The 22,659-nt window shown below is 67.4% G+C and carries 20 protein-coding genes; 10 read left to right on the plus strand and 10 right to left on the minus strand.

Annotated features, from left to right (window positions below; genetic code table 11):
• Nucleotides 1-437 precede the first annotated feature (437 nt).
• The gene (locus IFT55_RS04915) at nt 438-1,499 is read left to right on the plus strand and encodes a DUF3616 domain-containing protein (RefSeq protein ID WP_192089519.1); all 1,062 of its coding nucleotides are present in this window, start codon (nt 438-440) and stop codon (nt 1,497-1,499) included.
• Between the two features lie 43 nt (nt 1,500-1,542).
• On the opposite strand, the gene IFT55_RS04920 is transcribed toward IFT55_RS04915, so the two are convergent.
• Both IFT55_RS04920 and IFT55_RS04925 read right to left on the minus strand, forming a co-directional pair.
• Entirely contained in the window at nt 1,543-4,986 is a 3,444-nt protein-coding gene (locus tag IFT55_RS04920) for an acyl-[ACP]--phospholipid O-acyltransferase (protein WP_192089521.1), read from the minus strand.
• Nucleotides 4,987-5,090: 104 nt separating this feature from the next.
• Nucleotides 5,091-6,674: an MFS transporter gene (locus IFT55_RS04925; RefSeq protein WP_342029233.1), complete on the minus strand. Its 1,584-nt coding sequence runs from the start codon at nt 6,672-6,674 to the stop codon at nt 5,091-5,093.
• A 162-nt stretch (nt 6,675-6,836) separates the two neighbouring features.
• On the opposite strand from IFT55_RS04925, the gene IFT55_RS04930 reads away from it, so the two are divergent.
• Nucleotides 6,837-7,145, plus strand: a complete 309-nt coding sequence (locus IFT55_RS04930) for a DUF167 domain-containing protein (RefSeq protein WP_192089525.1) — start codon at nt 6,837-6,839, stop codon at nt 7,143-7,145.
• 360 nt (nt 7,146-7,505) lie between these two features.
• On the opposite strand, the gene IFT55_RS04935 is transcribed toward IFT55_RS04930, so the two are convergent.
• From IFT55_RS04935 to IFT55_RS04945, 3 genes are read right to left on the minus strand one after another with little or no spacing between them, the layout of a single operon-like run.
• Nucleotides 7,506-8,672 carry a glutathionylspermidine synthase family protein gene (locus IFT55_RS04935; protein ID WP_192089527.1) on the minus strand — a complete coding sequence of 389 codons (1,167 nt, stop codon included), beginning with the start codon at nt 8,670-8,672 and terminating at the stop codon, nt 7,506-7,508.
• Nucleotides 8,672-9,415: a PspA/IM30 family protein gene (locus IFT55_RS04940; protein ID WP_192089529.1), complete on the minus strand. Its 744-nt coding sequence runs from the start codon at nt 9,413-9,415 to the stop codon at nt 8,672-8,674. The genes IFT55_RS04935 and IFT55_RS04940 overlap by 1 nt, the downstream gene beginning before the upstream one ends.
• A gap of 13 nt (nt 9,416-9,428) precedes the next feature.
• The gene (locus IFT55_RS04945; protein WP_192089531.1) at nt 9,429-9,860 is read right to left on the minus strand and encodes a YjfI family protein; all 432 of its coding nucleotides are present in this window, start codon (nt 9,858-9,860) and stop codon (nt 9,429-9,431) included.
• Between the two features lie 96 nt (nt 9,861-9,956).
• Here IFT55_RS04945 and IFT55_RS04950 point away from each other — a divergent pair, with 96 nt between their 5' ends.
• The 4 genes from IFT55_RS04950 to IFT55_RS04965 are packed head-to-tail and all read left to right on the plus strand — an operon-like array spanning nt 9,957 to nt 12,681.
• Nucleotides 9,957-10,961 carry a potassium channel protein gene (locus IFT55_RS04950; RefSeq protein WP_192089533.1) on the plus strand — a complete coding sequence of 335 codons (1,005 nt, stop codon included), beginning with the start codon at nt 9,957-9,959 and terminating at the stop codon, nt 10,959-10,961.
• Nucleotides 10,958-11,599, plus strand: a complete 642-nt coding sequence (locus IFT55_RS04955) for a DUF2491 family protein (RefSeq protein ID WP_192089535.1) — start codon at nt 10,958-10,960, stop codon at nt 11,597-11,599. Before IFT55_RS04950 ends, IFT55_RS04955 begins: the two co-directional genes overlap by 4 nt.
• Nucleotides 11,600-11,621: 22 nt before the next feature.
• On the plus strand, nt 11,622-12,038 hold the full coding sequence (locus IFT55_RS04960; protein ID WP_192089537.1) for a DUF350 domain-containing protein: 417 nt from the start codon (nt 11,622-11,624) through the stop codon (nt 12,036-12,038).
• Between the two features lie 13 nt (nt 12,039-12,051).
• On the plus strand, nt 12,052-12,681 hold the full coding sequence (locus IFT55_RS04965; RefSeq protein WP_192089539.1) for a DUF1190 domain-containing protein: 630 nt from the start codon (nt 12,052-12,054) through the stop codon (nt 12,679-12,681).
• Nucleotides 12,682-12,934: 253 nt separating this feature from the next.
• Here the strand turns inward: IFT55_RS04965 and IFT55_RS04970 are convergent, their stop codons facing one another.
• On the minus strand, nt 12,935-13,396 hold the full coding sequence (locus tag IFT55_RS04970) for a low molecular weight protein-tyrosine-phosphatase (protein ID WP_192089541.1): 462 nt from the start codon (nt 13,394-13,396) through the stop codon (nt 12,935-12,937).
• Between the two features lie 92 nt (nt 13,397-13,488).
• Between IFT55_RS04970 and IFT55_RS04975 the strand changes: the two genes are divergently transcribed.
• The 4 genes from IFT55_RS04975 (at nt 13,489) to IFT55_RS04990 (ending at nt 18,929) form a co-directional block, all read left to right on the plus strand.
• Nucleotides 13,489-15,570 (plus strand): carbon starvation CstA family protein, encoded by a 2,082-nt coding sequence (locus IFT55_RS04975; RefSeq protein ID WP_192089543.1) that lies wholly within the window; start codon nt 13,489-13,491, stop codon nt 15,568-15,570.
• A complete protein-coding gene (locus IFT55_RS04980) occupies nt 15,554-15,742 on the plus strand; it encodes a YbdD/YjiX family protein (RefSeq protein WP_192089545.1) in 189 nt (62 codons plus the stop codon). Before IFT55_RS04975 ends, IFT55_RS04980 begins: the two co-directional genes overlap by 17 nt.
• Before the next feature lie 623 nt (nt 15,743-16,365).
• Nucleotides 16,366-18,303 carry an acetate--CoA ligase gene (acs, locus tag IFT55_RS04985; RefSeq protein ID WP_192089547.1) on the plus strand — a complete coding sequence of 646 codons (1,938 nt, stop codon included), beginning with the start codon at nt 16,366-16,368 and terminating at the stop codon, nt 18,301-18,303.
• On the plus strand, nt 18,300-18,929 hold the full coding sequence (locus IFT55_RS04990) for a response regulator transcription factor (RefSeq protein ID WP_192089548.1): 630 nt from the start codon (nt 18,300-18,302) through the stop codon (nt 18,927-18,929). The genes acs and IFT55_RS04990 overlap by 4 nt, the downstream gene beginning before the upstream one ends.
• 22 nt (nt 18,930-18,951) lie before the next feature.
• On the opposite strand, the gene IFT55_RS04995 is transcribed toward IFT55_RS04990, so the two are convergent.
• The 4 genes from IFT55_RS04995 to IFT55_RS05010 are packed head-to-tail and all read right to left on the minus strand — an operon-like array spanning nt 18,952 to nt 22,565.
• Nucleotides 18,952-20,421, minus strand: coding sequence for a M16 family metallopeptidase (locus IFT55_RS04995; protein WP_192089549.1), 1,470 nt, complete (start codon nt 20,419-20,421; stop codon nt 18,952-18,954).
• Between the two features lies 1 nt (nt 20,422).
• Entirely contained in the window at nt 20,423-21,817 is a 1,395-nt protein-coding gene (locus IFT55_RS05000; protein ID WP_192089550.1) for a M16 family metallopeptidase, read from the minus strand.
• Nucleotides 21,814-22,044, minus strand: a complete 231-nt coding sequence (locus IFT55_RS05005; protein WP_192089552.1) for a helix-turn-helix domain-containing protein — start codon at nt 22,042-22,044, stop codon at nt 21,814-21,816. Before IFT55_RS05005 ends, IFT55_RS05000 begins: the two co-directional genes overlap by 4 nt.
• Entirely contained in the window at nt 22,044-22,565 is a 522-nt protein-coding gene (locus IFT55_RS05010) for a DUF2975 domain-containing protein (protein WP_192089553.1), read from the minus strand. Before IFT55_RS05010 ends, IFT55_RS05005 begins: the two co-directional genes overlap by 1 nt.
• Nucleotides 22,566-22,659 lie beyond the last annotated feature (94 nt).

Here is a 22,659-nt window from a genome sequence, read left to right on the forward strand (position 1 = left end):
ATCCCAACTGCCATCGCGCTTGTCGAAATGGCGGACCGTAGGACTGACCCGGATGCCTCGATTATGACCGGCTGGGCCTGCACGCATCATGCCATCGCGTGCCGCCATCGTCGTGCACCCGATCGACACGCACGCCCGAACCGATTGCTGCCATCCCGCACCACCGCGCGGACCTCTCGCGGCCCCCACGATCGGCGCACAGGGTTCGCGACGCCGCGTACCGGTCCGTAGCGTCCACGACGGCGGAGCCTTCGCGACACGCTGACGCAATACACCGGGCGAGCGACCCTGCCTTACGAACGTCGCGTGGTTCGGTGCCGACGGGACCGCCTCCCCCGACACCCGACACGAATACCCTCGTTCCGATTCGTTACGGTTGCGTGCCGGACGATCCGTCGTCACCATGCTACGCTCATCCTTCCCACACAGGAGCCGCCATGCCCTCACCCTGGCCCGCGACGACACCGCCCGACGCGCACGAAACGCTGGTTCTCGACGCCGATGGCGGGCGGGACGATCCGTTGTCCGATCTGTCCGCCGCCGCACGGGCGGACACGACGCTGTTCCTTGGCAGCGACGAAGGGGCCAGCATCGAACGGCTGGTGTGGACGGGCGAGCATTGGGGCCGGCACGACCGGATCGCGCTGGCCGGGCTGCTGCCGATCGACGACGCGGAGGAAGCCGATATCGAGGGACTGGCCGTCGATGGCGACTGGCTGTGGATGATCGGCAGCCACGCACGCACCCGGCCAAAGGTTGCGAAGGACGGCAAGGACCGGATCGACCTGTCGGCGTTCGCGGCGCTCAAGGATACGCGTCCGCGCTGCCTGCTCGCCCGCCTGCCGCTGGCGCGCGATCCCGACAGCGACCGCATGGCTCCCGTCGCGGCGATCGGCGACCGGACGGCGGCGATGCTGAAACAGACGGCGAAGGGCAATGCGCTGGCCCGCGCGATGACCGCCGATCCGTTGATCGGTCCGTTCGCGCGCATCGCGTCGAAAGAAGGCGGCATCGATCTGGAGGGACTGGCCGTGCTGGGCGATCGTATTGCGATCGGCATGCGCGGTCCGGTGATCCAGGGGCATGCCGTGCTGCTGGAAACGACCATCGCCACGACCAAACGCGGCGGGCTAAAGCTGAAGGGACCGTTGTACAAGCGCCTGCTCGCGCTCGACGGCCTCGGAATCCGCGACCTGAAACTGGCCGGTGATGACCTGCTGATCCTCGCCGGCCCGACCACCGCCCTTGACGGACCATGCGCGATCTATCGCTGGGCGGGCTGGCGCGACGACACGCCGCAGGACGACCTGATCGTCCGGCTCCACCGGCCCGAACGGATCGTCGACCTGCCGTTCGGACGGGGTGACGATCACCCCGAAGGACTGCTGCTGATCGACAACGATGCGGGGGGCCATGACGTGGTCGTCATTCCCGACGGCCCGGCGGCTTGGCGCGTCGATGGCCGCACGCTGAAGTGCGACCGCTTCCGAATCGCCTGATGCGCCCGCCTCCCTCAACCGGAAAGGGCCGGCAAAGTCGGGGTCAGGCGTCCTCGCCGATGCCGGACCCGGCTTGCGCCTCCACTCCCGCCCCCGCTCCCGCCAACGCCGTCATCGTGACGTAATCCAGCTTGCCGGTCCCCAGCACCGGCAGCGCCGCGACCACGCGCACGTCGCGCGGCAGCGCCAGTTCGACCACGCCGTTCGCCCGCCCCCATGCCGACAGGGCGCTCCCAGTCGCGTCCGTCTGCGTCGTGAACAGCACCAGTTGCTCGCCCTTGCGCGCATCGGGCCGGGTGACGACGGCATGGTCGGCGGCGGGCCACAAGGTCGCGGCATAGCCCTCGACCGCCGGCAACGACACCATCTCTCCACCGATCTTGGCGAACCGCTTCGCGCGGCCCCGGATCGTGACGAAGCCCGCCGCGTCGATCGCCACGATATCGCCGGTGTCGTGCCAGCCGCCTTCGGGCGGTTGCAGCACGCCCGGTGCATCGACTTTCAGATACCCCGCCATGACGTTCGGTCCGCGGATCGACAGCCGCGCGCCGTCGACGATCCCCGGCACGGGGTCCAGCTGCGCCTCGACGCCCGGCAGCAGCCGGCCGACGCTGCCCGCGCGATAATGCATCGGCGTGTTGACCGCGATCACCGGTCCCGCTTCGGTCGCGCCATAGCCTTCGAGGATGCGCAGCCCGAATTTATCGGCATAGGTCGCCCGTGTTTCCGGCCGAACCCGCTCCGCGCCCGCGAAGATATAGCGCAGCGAATAGAAGTCGTAGCCATGCGCCATCCGCGCATAGCCCGACAGGAACGTGTCGGTGCCGAACAGGATCGTCGCATTGGCGTCGTACGCCAGCGCGGGCACGATCCGGTAATGCAGCGGGCTGGGGTACAGCAACGTCCGCACGCCCGACAGGATCGGCAGCAGCGTGCCGCCGGTCAGTCCGAAGCTGTGGAAGACCGGCAGCGCGTTCAGCACCACGTCGGCACGGTTGAAATCGATCCGCGCCGACAATTGCCGGCAATTGCTCAACAGGTTGCGGTGCGTCAGCACCACGCCCTTCGGCAACCCTTCCGACCCGCTGGTGAACAGGATGACTGCCGCCGCGTCGGGCGACACGCGGTGCCGCCGGTGCAGCCGCCCCGCCATCCGCGACGCGAACAGCGCGCGCAGCCGGGCGAAGCCGCCGATCCCGGCGCGAATATCCTCCAGATACCGCACGACGGTCCCGTCCGCCGCCAGCGCCGCGACGGTATCACCCAGCTTCGCCTGTTCGACGAAGGCACGCGCGGTGACGATCGTCCGCACCTGCGCCGCGACGCACGCCGCGCGCAGGCCCGCCAGCCCGGCGGTATAGTTCAGCATCGCCGGCACCCGGCCGCTCGCCTGCAACGCGAAGAACGCGACGACGACCCCGTTGACGTTGGGCAACAGCACGCCCACCGCCTCCCCCATGCGGGTATTTTGCGCCAGTGGACCGGCAAGCGCCTGCGTCGCGACGATCAGCCGGTCATAGGTCAGCGGTGCGCGCTGCACGTCCTCGACCACCGGCATGTCCGCACCATGGATGTGCCGGGCGTCGACCAGCGCCTGATACAGCGTGCCGTCGACGTCGGACGTCGCGAGGATCATGTCGCTCATCACGTCGTACAACTGGCGGCCCGCCATCGCGCGACGCTCCCGCGCACTGTCCGCGCCGTCGATCGCGAAGCGGCGCGGCGGCAGCACGGTCAGCGTGATCTGCGGGAACCAGCGTAGCCGCGCCTTGCCCTTCAACCGGGAAAAGCGCGTGAACTGCGCGCCGTCGATCCGTACCGGCACGATCGGCGCCTCCGCCTTGTCCGCGACCATGCCGGGACCGTCGAAGATTTTCATCAGCGCGCCGGTCACGGTGATGCGTCCTTCGGGGAAGATCACCAGCGTCCGCCCCTCGCGCACCGCCTTCACCATCGACTTGGCCGACAGCGGATTGGTCGGATCGACCGGGAACGCATCGAACATGCCAAGGAACGGGCGCAGCCACCATGATCGCGCGATCCGCGTGTGGATCGCGAAGGTCGGCTTGCCCGGCAGGAACGCGGCAAGCAGCAGGCCGTCGAGGAACGACACGTGGTTGACGACGACCACCGCCCGCTCGCCCGCCTGCGGCATATGCTGCACGCCCTGCACCCGCACGCGGTACGCGAGCCGCAACGCGCCGCGCACCAGCGCCTTGAACAGCGTTTCGGGCAGCAACCAGCACGAAATCAGCGCGATGGTCAGCGTTGCGAAGCCCAGCGCGCCGAACACGCCCGGCACGCCGGTGCCGTTGGCCAGCATCACGCTGACCACCGCGACCATCGCCACCGTGACGACCGCGTTGACGATGTTGTTGGCGGCGATGATCTGCGACCGTTTTTCGGGGGCGCTCCACGTCTGGAGGATCGCGTACAGCGGCACGACGAACACGCCGCCCGACAACGCGATGCCGGCCAGCGCGACCAGCAAATGCCAGCTGCCCGGCGTCGCGACGAACTGCGCGACATCCGCCGCCGGCGTCACCGCCACGAACCGGTCCGACGCCTGCCACAGATAGATCAGGAACACGGCCAGCCCGATCGCGGCGGCGGGGACGAACTTTGCCGATACCTCGCCCGCCAGCAACCGGTTGACCAGCAGCGACCCGGCGGCGACCGACACGCTGAACACCGCGAGGAACAGCGTGACGACCGATGGCCCGGCATTCAGCCGGTTGGCCACCAGCGGCGCGAATTCGGACAGCACCACCGCGCCGACCGAAAAGAACCAGCTGATGCCGAGGATCGCCAGCCATACGCCGCGCCCGCCATGCGCCGCGTTCAGGATCGCCCATGTGCTGCGAACCGGGTTCAGGTCGATCCGCATCGCGCGCGCCATCGACGGTGCGGACGGCACCGCAAGGCTGGCAACGAAGCCAAGTCCCGCGACGCACAGCGCGACGATCGCCGCTTCCCACGGGGGAATGATCCCCCCCAGCAACTGCCCCAGCAGGATGGCGATGAACGTTCCCGCTTCGACCAGCCCGGTGCCGCCCATCAATTCGTGCGGGCGCAGATGCTGCGGCAGGATCGAATATTTGACCGGCCCGAAGATCGTCGAATGGACGCCCATCAGGAACAGGCAGGCGAGCAGCACCGGCACCGATTCGAACCAGAACCCGACCAGCGCCAGCGCCATGATGCCGACTTCCGCACCCTTGACCGCGCGGACCAGCCACGCCTTGTCCCACGCATCCGCCATCTGCCCCGCAAGGCCGGACAACAGGAAATAGGGCAGAATGAACAGCCCGGTCGAAATCGTCGCCAACTGCTCCGCCCGCCCCGGATCGGCGCGATACAGCGTGAAATTCGCGAGGAACAACAGCGCGAACTTCAGCAGATTGTCGTTCATCGCGCCAAGGAACTGGACGACGAACAACGGCCCGTATCGGCGTTTCGCCAGCAGCGACAGGTCTGGTGCGGACATGGTTTCCCCCTTCGGAACGGGAACCTTGGCACGGCAAGCGTTACGGAACCATCCCGACGGGCCGCCGGGCGTGCCATCGACCCATTATCATACGGTCGATATCGTCAGCTCGACCGTGTCGGATCGGTCATCGGATCGGCCATCTCGCGCGAGCTGGGCAGGCGGGTAACCGGCAACGATCCGGTCTGCCGTTCGATCATGCGATGGACGCGCGGCGGTCCATCGCCCCGGTGCAGCGCCAGCAACGCCTCGCTGTTCGCATGATCGGCCAGCGTCCGCCGTTGATTGTGGCGGATGTAATCCAGCCATGTCGACACGTGATAGCGTTCGATCCACAGATCGGGATCGTTCAGGTCGCGCAGCAACGCCCAGTGATGCGCGCCGTCGCGCCGCCGGATGCGCCGACGCTCCGCCATGACGTTCAGGAACGCGACGATATCGGCGGGCGCGATGCGATAGTCGATCGTCACCACCACCGGTCCCGATCGCGGCTCCACCGGCACGCTGGTATCGGGCGTCTCCCATCCCCGCGGATCGAGATTGGCGGTTTCGATGTCGGGCAGTGGCAGCCGGAACCCGGCGACGATGCTCGACAACTGGACCCCCGCCGCCACGAACAGCGCGGTGGCGACGCCGTGATCGTCGGCGATCGATCCGAACAGCCAGCTTCCGATCGTCATGCCGCCGAACGCCGCCATCTGGTACAGCGCCAGCGCCCGCGCCACGACCCAGCGCGGCGCGGCCATCTGGACCGTGACGTTGAACGTGCTGAGCGCCAGCACCCAGCCCGCCCCCGCGAGCAACAGCGCGATCAGCGTCAGCGGCAGGAACGGGCTGATCGCCGCCACCGCCGCACCGGTCGCCAGCGCGGCCGCCGCCACGCGCACCACGCGCTCGGTCGGCCAGCGCCGCCGCAACCGCACGCTGCCCACCGCGCCCGCGACCGCTCCCATGCCGAACGCGCCCAGCAACGCGCCATAGGTCAGCGGCCCGCCGGTCACCAGGTCGCGCGCGATCAGCGGCATCATCGCCGGCACCGCACTTGCCGCCACGCCGAACAGCGCGGCGCGGATCAGCACGGTGCGGATGCTGGGCGACATGCGGACATAGCGCAGCCCCGCCGCCATCGCGAGGCCCAGCGTTTCGCGCGGCAACAGGCGCGGCGGCCGTTCGGGTCGCCACCGCGCCAGCACCGCGATCAGCCCGACATAGCTGAGCGCGTTGGTCAGGAACGCCGCCGCCGCACCCGCCGCCGCGACGATCGCGCCGCCGATCGCCGGCCCCATGCTGCGCGCGATGTTGAACCCCATCGAATTGAGCGCGACCGCGCTGGGCAGCACGGTGCGCGGCACCATGTCGCCGACCGACGCCTGCCATGCCGGCCCGTTGATCGCGGTGCCGCACCCGATCAGGAAGGTGAAGCTGAGCAACAGCCATGGCGACAACAGCCCGCGCCACGCACACACCGCCAGCGCGATCGACACCGCCAGCATGAATCCCTGCGCGGCCAGCATCACTCGCCGCCGGTCGAGATTGTCGGCGACGGCGCCGGCCCATAGCGACAACAGCATGATCGGCAGCGTCGTCGACGCCTGTACCAGCGCGATCATCTGCGGCGACGATGCCAGCGACGTCATCATCCACGACGCGCCGACCGACTGGATCAGCCCGCCGAAATTCGACGTCATCGACGCGATCCAGATCGCGCGGAAGATCGGGATCGACAGGGGAGAACCGGGTGTCGGGGGGCCGGGCGTCGCGGGAGAAGAAGGCATGACCGGTTGAATGCCGCACCCGGCCGGTTTGTGCCATGGCTTGCGTCGACCACGCGACGGTCGCAGGACCGTTCGATGCCCCGCCCCTTCACGATCGATGCCGATGGCGCGACGCTGACGATCCGCGTGACGCCGAAGGCGTCGCGGACCGAGGCACGTGGGACGGTCCCGATCGAGGGCAATGCCACCGCGCTGTCCGTCCGCATCGCCGCCCCGCCGGTCGATGGCGCGGCGAACGACGAGTTGCTTCGATTTCTGGCGAAGCGGCTGGGCGTCGGACGGACGGCGCTGACGCTGGTGGCCGCGCAGACGTCGCGGGTGAAGCGGGTGCGGGTGTCGGGGGTGACGGAGGCGACGTTGCTGGCGTTGATCGGGACGCCGTGACGCGCTGGGTTATTCTGGGAGAACAAAAGAAGGATTGGTTCACGCGAAGGCGCGGAGGCGCAAAGGGGTGCGAGCATGGCGGCCGGTTGCGTTCGGCAGACCTTGGTGCTGTCGGCAGGGCGGCCGGAGTATGATGAAACCACCTCCGTCCGCTCATGCTGAGTAGCGACTGAGCGAAGTCGAAGGCGCGTATCGAAGCACTGCGGCAGTCAGGATTAAAGCTCTATCTGGTGCCATCCCACCACGGAAGCCGCTGACCGCAGCAGACATCCTCTCTACTTCTTCTCTCCGCGCCTTCGCGCCTTCGCGTGAACAAAACTTGCTTCTTTACGCTGATGCCGGCTCCGATCCGCCCGCCTGTCAGTCCAGAATCGCATGCGGCACGAACCGCGCCAGATCGCGCGTGATCGGCCCGTCATCCTCGCGCACCGACAGCGCAACGGCCTCGTCCCCGACGATCCACGATCCGATCACGGCATGCGCGCCGTCGAACACCGGCAACGGCGCCAACGCCTGCACGATATGGCCTTCCTCGCCATATCCGCCTTCCGGCCCCTTTGCGGTCGTGGTGCCGTCGACCAGTTCGATGTCCCATCCCTCGCGGGAGAACAACGGCTTGCGGACATGCGCCGCACCGATCTCCGCCAGCGCGGCGGGGTCGTCGGCGAATGCGGCGGGCAACAGGTTGGGGTGACCGCGATGACGTTGCCACAGCAACGGCAGGATGCCCTTGTTCGACAGCACCGCCTTCCACGCGGGTTCGAGGAACAGCGTCTTCGTCGCCGCCAGTTCGCGCGCATAGGGTTCGCGCAGCATGTCTTCCCACGGATACAGCTTGAACAGCGCTGCGATCAGAACGTCCTCGCCATCGACGAACGCGCCGTCGCCATCGACCCCGATCCGGTCGATCGCGACGAACGCCGGGTCCAGCCCGGCCTGCCGCGCGACATCCTCCAGATACCGGACAGTCTGGCGATCCTCGACCGAATCGTCGACCGACGCGAAATGCACCGTGCTGCCGGGCGCAAAGATCGTGGCGAAGCGCCGTTTGAGCGCATCGTGCAGCCGGTTATACTGGTCGGCATCCGCCGGCAGCGTGCCGTCGGCGATGCGGTCTTCCAGCCACTGCCACTGGAACAGCGCGGTCTCGAAGATGCTGGTCGGTGTGTCGGCGTTATATTCCAGCAGTTTCGCCGGCCCCGTCCCGTCGAACGCGAAATCGAACCGGCCATAGAGCGACGGCGCATGCGCGGCCCACGACGCCGCCACCACGTCGCGCATGTCGTCGGGGATGGCCAGGCGGTGCATCAACGTGTCGCTGCGCACCACCGCATCCACCAGATCGCGGCACATCGCGTGCAGTTCGGCGCTCGGTTCCTCGATCCCGCGTTCGACCTCGTCGAGCGAGAAGCGATACCACGCCTGCTCTTCCCAGTATTTCTGTCCGTCTTGATGGTGGAACGTGAACCCCATCCGGTCGGCCGTCGCCAGCCAGTCGGGACGTTCGGCGACCGCGATACGCTGCATCAGTCGCGCCGGATCGTGCCGCCGTCGCGCGTCGCGTCGCCCAGCCGTGCCGGTTCGCCCTGCGGTGCGGACAGCCGTGCAAGGATGTCGTCCGCGCTCGACGCACCGGGCAACAGGCCCGCCGCCGCCAGTTTCGCGTCGAGATCGGCACCGGTGCGCATGTCCTCCAGTTCGGCGGAGGCGCGGAACTTTTCGTCGCGCACCGCCTGCCGTTCCTTTAGCCGCGCGAGGCTGTCCGCCGCCGACCCCAGCGACGACACGGTGCCGCCATAGCTGCTGGCGACCGCTGCCTGCGCCTTCTGCACGCTCTCGTTCGCGCGGACCACGTCGACGTCGCGACGCAGCGCGTCGATCTTGCCGTCGCCGGTCTTGATGATGCCGCGGATGCGATCCTCGGCGGCGCGCATGTCGGCGATCTGCGGCGTCTTGGCCGCCTGTTCGCTTTCGATCGTCGCCAGCCGCTGCGCGACCTCCCGCGCCAGGTCCATGTCGCCGCGCTGCATCGCAGCGCGGGCCGACGCCTCGTACTTGCCGCGCTGCGACGTCAGCGCCTCCAGTTCCTTCTCGATCATCCGCCGCTTGGCGGTCAGCGTGGCGAGGTCGTCGCGCGCCTTCGCCTGCGCCGCGCCCGCATCGCGGATCTGCTGGTCGAGGATCGTCAGCGCCTTGGCGTCGACGATCGACTGGCCGGTTTCATGGGCGGTGCCGCGCATCAGCGCGACCAGGTTCTTCCACATCGACATCACATGGTCTCCGTTACGCGGCGAATTCGGTACGCAGGTCGGACGCGGCGTCGATCGCGTTCTGCGCAAGCACACGCAATTCGATCAGGATCGTCGACAGCCTCGATTCGACCGACAATTCCCCGATCAATTCATAATATTCGCGGCCGTCGACTTCGGCGATCGCAAAATTCGAAAGGGGTACGAGCTTCTGTGTTTTCAACAGGAACCGGTTGAACGCGGTCTGGTCCTCCTGCTCGTCGACCGGCCACAACAGCGTCGACACGACGATCTGGTCGCCGCCGACCGATGCGAACACGGCAAGGTCGCCGAAATCATGCATGGTGAGTTTCAGGACGGGTTCGGCCTGTTCGATCCGCTCGACGCTCAACTCGTCCGCCAGCGTCGCGTCCGACAGCGCGTCGGCAAGGGTTCCAGTCGTCCAGCCGCGGGGTGCTTCGTCCATCCGTCCCTCCGAAAAACCGGCCCGGTGTGTTGGCCGTGCTTGACACCCCAAGCATAAGGCGCGACCAAAAAGCAAGGTGCGGGGGCATTGCGAAGGATGACGTCATTCTCGATCGGCAGGTATCTGCGGCGACTCTACCTCGCGGCCAGCGAACTGCATCGCGGCGTGCTGCTGACGCTGCTCGTGCTGCACATGGTGCTGAGCTACACGCTGCTGACCTGGGCGGGCGAGTCCGACCTGCTGTCCGTACCGTCCTTCCTCTACTGGTACGCCACCACCGCATCGACGGTCGGCTATGGCGACCTGTCGCCCAAATCGGATGCGGGGCGGATCGCGGTCGCACTGTTCGTGATGCCCGGCGCGATCGCGCTGTTCACCGTGTCGGTCGCGCGCGCCTTTGCCGGCGTATCGGCGCGGTGGCGGCGACGGCGCATGGGGTTGGGAGATTATAGGGGGATGCGCGGTCATATCGTCCTGATCGGTCACGACCCCGAACGCACGCCGCGCATGATCGCGGAGATCGTGGCGGACGGACAGGGCCACGAACTGGTGCTGGTCGCGACGGAGGATCTGGCGGGTGACTGGACCACGCACCGCTTCGTGCGCGCCGCATCGCTGACCGCCCCCGCCGATCTGGCGCGCGCCGGCGTGGCGCAGGCCGAACGGATCGTCGTCTATGGCCCGTCGGACGCGGAAACGCTCGCGGCGACGCTGGCGGCGACCGCATTGAACGATCGCGGTCATGTGGTGTGTTTCCTGCGCGATCCCGACACCGCCCGGCTGCTCAACGCGCATTGCCCGCAGGTCGAGGTCGTGCTGACCCCGACGGTCGAACTGGTGGTCAAGGCGCTGAGCGATCCGGGATCGAGCCGGCTGATCGCGCAACTGGCCAGCCATACCGATGACGGCGGCACGCTGTACGCCACCACCGCGCGGATCGGCGGCAGCTTCGACGACGCCGCGCGCGCCGTGCGCGAACATGGCGGCATCCTCGTCGCCACCTGTGGCAAGGGCGGCAACAGCCCGGTATTCGACCCCGACGCCACGGTCGCGCCGGGCGACCGGCTATTCTACATCGCGCGCAGAAGGATCGCGGCATGATTTTCGGCGGCCTGTTCGGCGGCGGTTCGGCCCGCGACGCGACGCCGGCCGTCGCGGTGGTGCGCGACATCACGATCGGGCGGATGGTGCGGCTCGACGCGCTGGCATGGCGGCGGCTGACCGGATCGGGCTTCTCGCTCGACCGCGACACGCTGGAGATCACGGCGCAGGGGGTGATCCGGCTGGACGACGGCAGCCACGTCCACCGATTCTATACCGACGACGAACTGATGTTGCAGGCGGTCAGCCAGTCGGCCGACGGATCGGATGCCGACGACTTCACGCTGTTCAAGCCATGGTCGTCGACCTATCCGGTCGACTGGACCGATACCGGCGCGTTCCGCAACCGGCTGTCGCAGCCGGTGTGGGACGAACCCGGCCTGCCGCAATTCCGGCGCTTCTGGTATGCTGACGATGATCGCGTCCAGCCGCCCGTCGAACTGTGGGAAGCGGTCTATCACGAACGCACCGGACGTCCAGTGCGCCGGATCAAACAGGCCTGCATGCTGTACGCACGCGACCTGATGCCCGAGGGGCAGGAACTGTTGCTCGCGCTGGCGATGGAGCCGGAGGGTGGCGACCTGACGCACGAGATCATGGTCGGCCTGCCATTGCTGCCGGCCGAATTCAGCGCATAAACGATATCAGGGGGACGTACGGATGACGTTGGATTTCGGCTATTTTCTAGACGGTGCGGTGCATTTCGTCGTGGCGTTCGGGCTGGCGTGCATCCTGTTGGCGGCGTTCAAGCGGCTGTACCAGATATCGACGCCGTATAACGAACGCGCGCTGATTGCGGCGGGCAACCCGGCCGCAGCGATCGCTCTGGGCGGCGCGATCATCGGTTTCGCGCTGCCATTGGCGTCGGCGCTCAGCGTGACCGCCGATCCGGTCGAATTCGTCGCATGGGGCGTGCTGGCCGGCGTGATCCAGATCGTCGCCTCGCTGGTCGTACGTCGTTTCGTGGTGCGCGATCTGGTCGAACGGATCGAAAGCGGCAATATCGCCAGCGCGATCTACCTTGCCGCCACGTCGATCGGCATCGGGCTGCTCAACGCCGCCTCGATGACCTATTGAGGGAGCGACCGTCATGACCACTCCCCTTCGCCGCAAGCGGTCGGTCGCGGCCGGTCTGACCGCCGCCGGTGCGGTTGCGATGCTGTCGGGCTGCGACGGCGCGGACGACCAGACCGCGAAGTTCGGCCCGCCGACCGAAGTCGCCGCGTTCCAGACGGTGCAGCAATGCGTCGACAGCGGCGAATACGACCGCGACACCTGCACTGCCGCACAGCAGAAGGCGTTCAACGAGGACCAGAAGGCCGCGCCGCGTTACGACAGCCAGAAATTGTGTGAGGAACAGTTCGGTGCCGCGCAATGCTTCCAGCGATCGGAGGGCGGACAAAGCTTTTTCACCCCGCTGCTCACCGGGTTCCTGATCGGCCAGCTGCTCAACGGCGGCGGCGGATCGCGCTATTCCTATGGCGGGCTGTATCGCAGCGGTCGAGACAATGGCTGGTACACGCCGTCGGGCGCGTATCTGTCAGGTGGCAACGGCGGACGCAACTATCGCTATCAGGTCGGCAGCCGCGCGATCACCACGCCGGTCACGACCCAGCGTATCCAGACACGTAGCTCGGTCGTTTCGCGCGGTGGCTTTGGCGGCCGGGTCAGTGCGCGATCCAGCGGCGGATGGGGCGGCGGACGGTCGTTCGGGGGGTAGGACGAACTTTCCCCAGCGGAGCAGAGGTGGGTCCACGCGAGGGCGCGAAGACGTTCGAGGATAGGTGAAGCGGGCGCAGACGGCAGACCTCATCCATGGCAGAGGCGCTGGATCAGGCCGCTGACGCGGGTACGGTTGCGACGGACACAACCTCTTCGCGTCTTCGCGCCTTCGCGTGGACCCCCTTCTTTTCTCCGGCATTCCCGACAGCTCAACCGTGAACGATAGCGGAGCCGCAACGACGATCGCGCACCTATCGCAGCGAGTTCACCAGCCCCGCCGCCGCAGCCGATACGTCCGCCCATGTCGTCTCGAACCCGGCGGCATTGCCGTAATAGGGATCGGCCACAGCCTGCCCTTCGCGGCCCGGGGCATGATCCATCAGCAACCAAAGGCGCGCCGTCGCGTCTGCCGGTGCGATCCGGCGCAGGTCGCGAAGATTGTCGTCATCCAATGCCAGTATGTGGGTGAAGCACCGGAAGTCCGCCGCCGTCACCTGTCGCCCGCGATAGTGTGCGATATCGATGCCGTGCGCTCGCGCCGTCGCCTGCGCGCGCGGATCGGGAGCCTTGCCGACATGCCATGCCCCGGTGCCCGCCGAGTCGACCTCGATCTCGACCCCTTCCCGCGCCGCCGCCGCGCGCAACGCCGCCTCCGCCAGTGGAGAGCGACAAATATTGCCGAGGCAGACGAGCAGGATACGGGGAACGGTCATCGGTGACACCGCTAACATCGCCGCCGCCCCCACGGAAGGGCTGGCCGCGCCGCGCGCACTGGTCCACAATCCCGGCAAAAGGGGAGCGGACAATGGCGAATGCAGCAGCGGCCCGGATCGCGCCGACGACGATCGGTGGCTGGGCCGGATGGGCGATAGTGGCGATCGGCGGCGCGGTGGCGCTGGGCTGGATCGCGCTGATGCGCGGCGAACCGGTCAACGCGTTGTGGATCGTGGTCGCGGCGCTGTGCGTCTATGCGATCGCCTATCGCTTTTACGGGCGGTTCATCGCGCGGCGCGTGCTGCGCGTCGATCCGGCGCGGCCGACCCCGGCGGTACGGCGTGACGACGGACTGGACTACGTTCCCACGCACAAGGGCGTGCTGTTCGGCCATCACTTCGCCGCGATCGCGGGCGCTGGGCCGCTGGTCGGGCCGGTGCTGGCGGCGCAGATGGGCTATCTGCCCGGCACGCTGTGGCTACTGGCGGGTGTCGTGTTCGCGGGCGCGGTGCAGGATTTCCTGATCCTGTATTTCTCGACCCGGCGCGATGCGCGGTCGCTGGGCGACATGATCCGTACCGAAATGGGCGTGGTGCCCGGCACGATCGCACTGGTCGGCGTGCTGATGATCATGGTCATCCTGCTGGCGGTGCTCGCGCTGGTGGTGGTCAAGGCGCTGACCGGCAGCCCGTGGGGTACGTTCACGGTGTTCGCGACGATCCCGATCGCGCTGCTGATGGGGCTGTACGGCCGCTTCGTCCGACCGGGAAAGATCGCCGAGATGTCGGTGATCGGCTTCGTCCTGTTGATGGCGGCGATCGTCGGCGGCGAACCGGTCGCGCGGTCGGAAACGCTGGCCCCGCTGTTCACCTATGGCGGTCCGGCGCTGGCCGTCATCCTGATGGCGTATGGCTTCATCGCGTCGGTCGTGCCGGTATGGCTGCTGCTCGCCCCGCGCGACTATCTGTCGACGTTCCTCAAGATCGGGGTGATCGCGGGCCTCGCCATCGGCATCCTCTATGTCCGCCCCGACCTTCAGATGCCGGCGGTGACGCACTTCATCGACGGCACCGGCCCCGCCTTTTCGGGCAAGCTGTTCCCGTTCCTGTTCATCACCATCGCGTGCGGCGCGGTGTCGGGCTTCCACGCGCTGATCGCCAGCGGCACCACGCCCAAGATGATCGCGAGCGAGGCCGACCTGCAATTCATCGGATACGGCGCGATGCTGACCGAAAGCTTCGTCGCGATCATGGCGCTGATCGCCGCGTGCGTGCTCGACCCGGCCGTCTATTTCGCGATGAACGCACCCGCCGCGCTGATCGGCACGACCAGCATCGAAGCGGCGCAGGCGATCGCGCAATGGGGCTTCGTCATCACCCCCGACATGCTGGACCAGTTGGCGCGCGACGTCGGCGAAAGCACCATCCTGTCGCGGGCGGGTGGCGCACCGACGCTGGCGGTGGGGATGGCGCATATCCTGAGCCAGGTGATCGGCGGACAGGCGATGATGGCGTTCTGGTATCACTTCGCGATCCTGTTCGAAGCGCTGTTCATCCTGACCACGGTCGATGCCGGCACCCGTGTGGCCCGGTTCATGATTCAGGATCTGCTGGGCAGCTTCATCCCGGCGATGAAGGAAACGCAGAAGCTGGGGCCGAACCTGATCGGCACTGCGCTGGCGGTCGCGGCGTGGGGGTATTTCCTGTACAGCGGCGTCACCGATCCGCTGGGCGGGATCAACACGCTGTGGCCGCTGTTCGGTATCTCCAACCAGATGCTGGCGGCGATCGCGCTGACGCTGTCGACGGTGCTGCTCTTCAAGATGAAGCGCGAACGCTATGCGTGGGTGACGATCGTGCCGACGATCTGGCTGTTGATCTGCACGTTGACCGCCGGGTGGCAGAAACTGTTCGACGCCAATCCGAAGATCGGTTTCCTATCGCATGCACAGGTGTTTTCCGATGCGCTGGCGCGTGGCGAACTGCTCGCCCCCGCCAAGACGGTCGGCGAGATGCACCGCATCATCCTGAACGACCGGATCGACGCCGCGCTGTGCGTGCTGTTCATCGCGGTGGTGCTGGCGATCCTGTTCTACGGGATAAGCTCGATCCGCCGGGCAAAGGCATCGCCGGTGCCGACGGTGCAGGAGGTCGGCGATGCCGTGGTGGCATAGGCTGGCGGAGGGCGCGCGGCTGATGGTCGGCGTGCCCGATTACGACCGCTATGTCGCGCACCGGGCGCGGGTCCACCCGGGCGAGCCGGTGATGACGCTGGACGCGTTCCACCGCAACCGGATCGAGCGGCGCTATGGCGTCGGCAAGGGCCAGCCGCCGCGCTGCTGCTGACGCGCGCGGCTTGGCGGGTCAGCGGGCGCGGGATGAACGGCCCCGTCACTCCGACAGCGGGTTCGGTCCGCTGACACCGAAGAACGGCCGATCGTCGTGCGGCGACGGCACCGTCCGCCCGCTTGGCGTGCCCCGCCGGATCGGCTCACTGACCCGGCTGCAGTGCCGGGCAATAAACAGGCGACTGCGCAAAGGCGCGCGGCCCGGCGACCCCTCCGCTCCATGGTGATGGCGACGTTCAATCATGCGATCCGCTCCGCATACGTCACCCCGGCGAAGGCCGGGGTCGCTCTTTAGTGGAGCGTTCCGCCAGCAACGGGGCGATCCCAGCATGCGCTGGGATGACGATGGGGGAAGGGGATCGCGCCACCTCCAGCACAACCGCAACCGCCAACCATTGCATCCGCGCCCCGCGTCGCGTTCCGTACGCGGCGCGCACCCGCTGGCGACGTCGCCACTGCGGACGGCGGCATCCTCTCCCCATCGCGCACGACATTCCCGCCACGCCTGTCGACACCCACTGTCATCGTCGCGACGCGACCGGGCCAGTACGACCATCGTCGTAACGCCCCCGACTTGACGCACGCCCCCGCGTGCGCAGATCAGGGGGACAGGAGAGATTAATGACCCAGACCGTCCATCCGGCACCGACAGACCCCGCCGCGCGTGTCGATCGCGACAGCTATGCCACGCAATATGCCGCATCGATCGACGATCCCGCAGCCTATTGGCGCGAGGCCGGACGCTGCATCGATTGGTCGCGACCGTACGAACAGGTCAAGGACACGTCGTTCGACGAAGCCGATTTCCGCATCCGCTGGTTCGCCGATGGCCAGACCAACGTGTCGGCCAATTGCCTCGACCGGCATCTGGCCGATCGTGGCGATCAGGTCGCGATCATCTGGGAAGGGGACGAACCCGGCGAAACGCGCCGCGTCACCTATCGCGAACTGCACGCGCAGGTCTGCCGGTTCGCCAATGTCCTGAAATCGCTGGACGTTCACAAGGGCGACCGGGTCACTTTGTACCTGCCGATGATCCCGGAGGCGGCGGCGGCGATGCTGGCCTGCACCCGGATCGGGGCAATCCATTCGATCGTGTTCGGCGGCTTTTCGCCCGACAGCCTCGCCAACCGCATCCATGATTGCGACAGCAAGCTGGTCATCACCGCCGACGAAGGGTGTCGCGGGGGCAAGCGCATTCCGCTGAAGGCCAATGTCGATGCCGCGCTGGCGAACGCACCGGCGGTCGCGAATGTCGTGGTCATCAAACGCAGCGGCGGCGACGTGGCGATGACCGAAGGACGCGATCACTGGCTCCACGACCTGCTGGACGGGGTGTCCGACGACTGCGCGCCCGAACCGATGGATGCCGAAGACCCGCTGTTCATCCTGTACACCAGCGGATCGACCGGTAAGCCCAAGGGCGTGTTGCACAGCACCGGCGGCTATCTGGTCTGGGCGCACACCACCTTCCGCGATGTGTTCGATTACCGCGACGGCGAAATATTCTGGTGCACCGCCGATATCGGGTGGGTCACCGGGCACAGCTATGTCGTCTATGGCCCGTTGAGCAACGGCGCGACCACGGTGATGTTCGACGGCGTGCCGAACTATCCCGATCACGGTCGCTTCTGGGAAACGATCGACCGGCTGGGCGTCAACATCTTCTACACCGCCCCCACGGCGATCCGTGCGTTGATGCGCGAAGGCGATGGCTGGGTGACGAAGGCCAGCCGCAAATCACTGCGCATCCTCGGCTCGGTCGGGGAACCGATCAACCCGGAGGCGTGGGACTGGTATCACCGGGTCGTCGGCGATCGCCGCTGCCCGATCGTCGATACGTGGTGGCAGACCGAAACCGGCGGCATCCTCATCAGCCCCCTGCCCTATGCCACCGACCTGAAACCCGGTAGCGCGACGATGCCGTTGCCCGGCGTGCAGCCGCAACTGGTCGATGCGGAAGGCAAGGTGCTGAACGGTGCGACCGAGGGCAATCTGTGCATCGCCGATAGCTGGCCGGGACAGATGCGGACGGTGTGGGGCGATCACGACCGCTTCTTCCAGACGTATTTCTCGACCTATCCCGGCAAGTACTTCACCGGGGACGGATGCCGCCGCGATGCCGACGGCTATTACTGGATCACCGGCCGGGTCGACGACGTCATCAACGTCAGCGGCCACCGCATGGGCACCGCCGAGGTCGAAAGCGCGCTGGTCGCACATCCCAAGGTCGCCGAGGCGGCGGTCGTGGGGATGCCGCACGATATCAAGGGTCAGGGCATCTATGCCTATGTGACGCTGAACGCGCATGACGAACCGAGCGACGCGCTGCGCGCCGAATTGCGGCAATGGGTCCGCAAGGAGATCGGACCGGTCGCAACGCCCGACGCGCTGCAATTCGCGCCGGGTCTGCCCAAGACGCGATCGGGCAAGATCATGCGCCGCATCCTGCGCAAGATCGCGGAGAACGACACGTCCAATCTGGGCGATATTTCGACGCTTGCCGATCCGGGCGTCGTCGACACGCTGGTCGCCGAGCGTATCCGGCCGGAGGGATGAGCCGCGCCGTCCTCGTTGCCGACGATCATCCGCTGTTCCGGCAGGCGCTGATGCTGGCGGTGACGCAGGTGTTGCCCGACGCGCGGATCGTGGAGGCCGGAACGCTGGAACGCGCCGTCGCGGCGGCGGCAGCAACCGATGGGCTGGCGCTGGTGCTGCTCGACCTGAACATGCCGGGCGCAGTCGGCTATAGCGGGGTCGCGCTGCTCCATGCCGAGGTGCCGGACGTCCCGATCCTCGTCGTGTCGGGCGCGGATCGGGCGGCGGCGTTCGATCAGGTCGCGCGGTTCGGCGCAGTGGGCTTCGTCAGTAAGGATTCGACGCTGCACGACATCGAGGCGGCGATCGCTGCGGCGCTGGCGGGCGACCGGATGGCGGGTGCCCCAGCCGCCGGGGATGACGAAAGCGACATGGCCGCGCGCGTCGCCGCGCTGACGCCGATGCAGTTGCGTGTCCTGCTGGGCGTGCTGGCCGGACGGCTCAACAAACAGATCGCGCACGATCTGGGCATCGCCGAAGCCACGGTGAAGGCGCACATGACCGCCGTGCTGCGCAAGCTGGACGTCGGCAACCGGACTCAGGCGGCACTGGCGGCACGTGCGCTGGGGTTGGAAGTGGCGGGGTAGGTTCCCCGCCCCGCCCCGCCCGTCAGGGCACCGTCACGACCTGTATCGGCACGCCCTTCAACTCGGGCAGTGCGTCGAGCTGCGGCCGGACCGTCGCCAGATCACCGACCACCACCAGCGTGAACCGGTCGAGCGGTAGCGCCTGCGTCACCGCGCTGCTGAACTGCGCGTCGCTGACGGCCAGCGTGGCCGGGACATAGCGGTCGAGCCAGTCCTTGGGCAGGCCCAGCGCGTCGCGCGTGGCAAGCTGGTTGATGAGCGAACCGCTGTCCGAATTGCGCAGCACGAACAGTCCGGCATTGTAGCTGCGCATCCCCGCCGCTTCCTCGGGCGTCGGCGGCGTCGTCTGCAACCGGCGGATCTCCCCGAACACTTCTTTCAGCGACGCACCGGTCACCGTCGTCGTCACATCGGCCTCGAACGCCCATTGCGCGGTGCCGGGCAGTTGCCCGATCCCCGAACCGGGCGAATAGGTATAGCCCTTGTCTTCACGGATGTTGCGCGTGATCCGCGACGAAAAACTTCCGCCGAGCAGGGCGTTGGCGACGCGCAGTGGAATGTCCCCCGCGCTGCCCGCCAGCGGCGACGGCCATGCGAGGCGCAGCGTCGATTGCGGCGCGCCGGGCCGGTCGATCAGCAGCACGCGCGGTCCGGCGGCGATCGTCGGCACCTGCGACAGCCGTTCCGGCCCCGCCGCCCAGTCGCCGAACGCCCGCGCCACCGCCGCCTTCACCGCCGCCGCATCGAACCGTCCGGCGATGTACAGCCGCGACCGGCGCGCGCCGAAATTGGCGGCGTGGAACGCCTTGGCTTGCGCCAGCGTGTATCCGCCCAGTTGCGCCGGGGTCGGCAATTGCCGGCCATAGGGGTGATCGCCATAGGTCGCACGGGCCAGCGCATAATCGGCCAGCGTGCCGGGTTGGGCCAGCGCCTGCGTCAGCGACCGCGCGCGATTGGCCTTCACCCGATCGAACGCATCGGCGGCGAAGGCCGGGCGACGCGCGACGTCGCCGACCAGCGCCACGGCAGCGGGGGTGAACTCGCTGAGTGCCCCGAGCGTGATCGACGTGCCGATCGGCGAAACGCCGACGTTCAGGTTGCCGCCGATCCCCGCCGCCGCCGTTGCCAGCGCGCTGGCATCGCGGGTGCCGGCACCTTCCTTGAGCATGTCACCGGTCAGGTCGGCCAGCCACACGTCGCGGCCTTCCTCAAGATTGCCGGCATAGACCTGCAACGCCACGACCACCTTGGGCGCGTTGCCATAGGGGACCAGCGTGACCTGCATCCCGTTGGGCAGGGTATAGGTTTCGCTGGCCGGGACGGTGAACGCCTTGGGCGAGCCGATCGGCGGGGCAGGCAAGGCAGGCGGGGTCTGGGCAGGCGCGGTCTGGGCCGGCGCGGTCTGAGCAGGCGCGGTCTGGGCAGGCGCGGTCTGGGCCATTACGGGGCCGGAGATCAGCGCGATGCCGGCGAACAGGAACGAACGCTTCATCTCACTTGGCTCCCGCGACGATGGTATAAACCGACCGGTTGGTCGGGCGCAGATATTCGCGCGCCGTCTTCTGGATCAGCGCGGGCGTCACGCTGGCGAACCCCGCCTCGATCCGGTTCACCGCCTGCGGATCATTGTCGAACAACGCATAGACCGAGAGCAGGTCGATCAAACCGACGCGCGTGCCGCCATCCACCGACGAATAAAGATCGGATCGCAACTTGGTGCGGGCGCGGTCGAGTTCCGCCTGCGGGACCGGGGTGGTCGAAAGACCGGCGATGACCGGGTCGACCGCCGCGCGGATCTGCGCATCGGTCAGTTGCGCGTCATGGGTGAAATTGAACCGCCACAGCATGGGGCCGTTGTAATTGTACATGTTGCCCAGATCGGCGTTGATTCCGCCCGACAGGTCGCCCGTAATCTCCTTTTCCCGGACCAGCGCGCGTTGCAGGCGGCTGTCGTCGCCCTGCAACAGCAACTGGTCGATCAGGCCCATCGCATACCATTCGGGCGTGCCGCGCGGCGGCATGTGATATCCCGCCGCCCAGCCGGGTTTCGGGGCCAGTGCGTCGATGCGGCTGCGCGTCTTTTCGGCGGTCTGGCGCGGTTCGGTCAGGTCGGGCAGCACCACCGGCTGCCCCTTTTGCAGCGACCCGAAATATTTGCGGACCATCGCCTCCGCCTGCGCATAATCGATGTCGCCCGCGACCACGAGCACGGCGTTGTTCGGGCGATAGAAGGCGTCGAAGAACTGTTTGGCATCGTCGACGGTCGCCGCCTCGATCTCCTTCAATTCGCCGTAGAAATTATGGCTGTTGTGCCAGTTGGTGTTGGCCAGCATCGGCAGGTCGATCCACGGCCATGTGCCATAGGGCTGGTTGAGGACGTTGACCTTCACCTCGTTGCCGACCACGCCCTGCTGGTTCTTCAGCACCGCGTCGTCGATGACCGGACGCGCCATCCGGTCCGCTTCCAGCCACAGGATGCGTTCCAGCGCGTTCGACGGCACGATTTCGAAATAATTCGTGAAATCGAACCGGGTCGACCCGTTCATGATGCCGCCCGCGCTGGTGACGGTGTTGATGAACACGCCCTTCGGCGCGTTCTGCGATCCCTGGAACATCAGATGTTCGAACAGATGCGCAAATCCGGTGCGCGCGCGCGGCTCGACCCGGAAACCGATGCCGTAATAGACGCCGACCGTAACGGTCGGGGCCAGCGTGTCGCGCGACAGCACCACTTTCAGCCCGTTGGGCAAGGTGACGTAGCGCATGTCGATCGCCAGCCGCGCGGGCGCGGTCGTGGTCGCGGCGGCGGACGTCTGTGCGGCAGCCCCCGCAATGGGCAGCGCGGCCAATGCCGTCGCCAGCAACCCGATGGTCGTCCGTCGCATCATATCGTTTCCCCCTGTCGGTCGTCGTCGGTGGTGTGCGTCAGGATATCGCCCGGCTGGCATTCCAGCACGCGACAGATCGCATCGAGCGTGGTGAAGCGGATCGCGCGCGCCTTGCCGGTCTTCAGGATCGACAGGTTGGCCAGCGTGATATCGACCGACTGCGCCAGTTCGGTCAGCGTCATGCGCCGCGCCAGCAGCACTTCGTCGAGACGGACGTGCACGCCCATCAGACCGTGCCCTCAAGATCTTCGCGCAGCACCGCACCTTCGGCGAACACCCGCGCCAGCACGAACGCGACCAGCACCGACAACCATCCGCCGATCGAGATCATCGACCCGTCGGGTCCGATGCCCAACCCTTCGAAGCGTCGCACGATCAGCAGCAGCGGGAAATCGAGCAGCTGGATCGCCAGCAGGGCCCAGCCGATCTGGCGCACCCGCGCGGCATTCGGGGCGACGAACGTCTCCCCGGCGCGCACCGTCCCGATCACGGCGGCAAGACGCGAGAAGATCCAGTGCGCCGGGACGGCCGCGACGGCCCCCAGCAACAGCAGCAACCGGATGCCGCCCGCGACGCGCGCGGCGTCTGCCGCCGGATGCGCGGCCGCGATCCGCGTAGCGATCCAGTCGTGCAACGGCACGCTGGCGATCGCGCCCGCCACGAAGCCGATCGCCAAGACGATGTTGAGCACCAGCAATATCCGCAGCAGCAGCACGGTGAATCGCAGTACCCTGTCGCGTCGCATCATCGCCGCCCCCTGCTGCGTCGATCGAAGGCTAACCCCGATATCGAATATCGGCAAGGGTCGCGGTGGGGAAAGGGTCAAGGGGTGTGTCCGGTAT

Origin of the sequence: Sphingomonas sp. CFBP 13720, assembly GCF_014842075.1 — a bacterium.
GTDB lineage: Bacteria > Pseudomonadota > Alphaproteobacteria > Sphingomonadales > Sphingomonadaceae > Sphingomonas.

What these genes read in the sequence shown, in the direction of transcription:
- IFT55_RS04915 (WP_192089519.1), top strand. Translation starts at nt 438, where the DNA reads ATGCCCTCACCCTGGCCCGCGACGACACCGCCCGACGCGCACGAAACG.
- IFT55_RS04920 (WP_192089521.1), bottom strand. Translation starts at nt 4,986, where the DNA reads ATGTCCGCACCAGACCTGTCGCTGCTGGCGAAACGCCGATACGGGCCG.
- IFT55_RS04925 (WP_342029233.1), bottom strand. Translation starts at nt 6,674, where the DNA reads ATGACGTCGAATTTCGGCGGGCTGATCCAGTCGGTCGGCGCGTCGTGG.
- IFT55_RS04930 (WP_192089525.1), top strand. Translation starts at nt 6,837, where the DNA reads ATGCCCCGCCCCTTCACGATCGATGCCGATGGCGCGACGCTGACGATC.
- IFT55_RS04935 (WP_192089527.1), bottom strand. Translation starts at nt 8,672, where the DNA reads ATGCAGCGTATCGCGGTCGCCGAACGTCCCGACTGGCTGGCGACGGCC.
- IFT55_RS04940 (WP_192089529.1), bottom strand. Translation starts at nt 9,415, where the DNA reads ATGTCGATGTGGAAGAACCTGGTCGCGCTGATGCGCGGCACCGCCCAT.
- IFT55_RS04945 (WP_192089531.1), bottom strand. Translation starts at nt 9,860, where the DNA reads ATGGACGAAGCACCCCGCGGCTGGACGACTGGAACCCTTGCCGACGCG.
- IFT55_RS04950 (WP_192089533.1), top strand. Translation starts at nt 9,957, where the DNA reads ATGACGTCATTCTCGATCGGCAGGTATCTGCGGCGACTCTACCTCGCG.
- IFT55_RS04955 (WP_192089535.1), top strand. Translation starts at nt 10,958, where the DNA reads ATGATTTTCGGCGGCCTGTTCGGCGGCGGTTCGGCCCGCGACGCGACG.
- IFT55_RS04960 (WP_192089537.1), top strand. Translation starts at nt 11,622, where the DNA reads ATGACGTTGGATTTCGGCTATTTTCTAGACGGTGCGGTGCATTTCGTC.
- IFT55_RS04965 (WP_192089539.1), top strand. Translation starts at nt 12,052, where the DNA reads ATGACCACTCCCCTTCGCCGCAAGCGGTCGGTCGCGGCCGGTCTGACC.
- IFT55_RS04970 (WP_192089541.1), bottom strand. Translation starts at nt 13,396, where the DNA reads ATGACCGTTCCCCGTATCCTGCTCGTCTGCCTCGGCAATATTTGTCGC.
- IFT55_RS04975 (WP_192089543.1), top strand. Translation starts at nt 13,489, where the DNA reads ATGGCGAATGCAGCAGCGGCCCGGATCGCGCCGACGACGATCGGTGGC.
- IFT55_RS04980 (WP_192089545.1), top strand. Translation starts at nt 15,554, where the DNA reads ATGCCGTGGTGGCATAGGCTGGCGGAGGGCGCGCGGCTGATGGTCGGC.
- acs (WP_192089547.1), top strand. Translation starts at nt 16,366, where the DNA reads ATGACCCAGACCGTCCATCCGGCACCGACAGACCCCGCCGCGCGTGTC.
- IFT55_RS04990 (WP_192089548.1), top strand. Translation starts at nt 18,300, where the DNA reads ATGAGCCGCGCCGTCCTCGTTGCCGACGATCATCCGCTGTTCCGGCAG.
- IFT55_RS04995 (WP_192089549.1), bottom strand. Translation starts at nt 20,421, where the DNA reads ATGAAGCGTTCGTTCCTGTTCGCCGGCATCGCGCTGATCTCCGGCCCC.
- IFT55_RS05000 (WP_192089550.1), bottom strand. Translation starts at nt 21,817, where the DNA reads ATGATGCGACGGACGACCATCGGGTTGCTGGCGACGGCATTGGCCGCG.
- IFT55_RS05005 (WP_192089552.1), bottom strand. Translation starts at nt 22,044, where the DNA reads ATGGGCGTGCACGTCCGTCTCGACGAAGTGCTGCTGGCGCGGCGCATG.
- IFT55_RS05010 (WP_192089553.1), bottom strand. Translation starts at nt 22,565, where the DNA reads ATGATGCGACGCGACAGGGTACTGCGATTCACCGTGCTGCTGCTGCGG.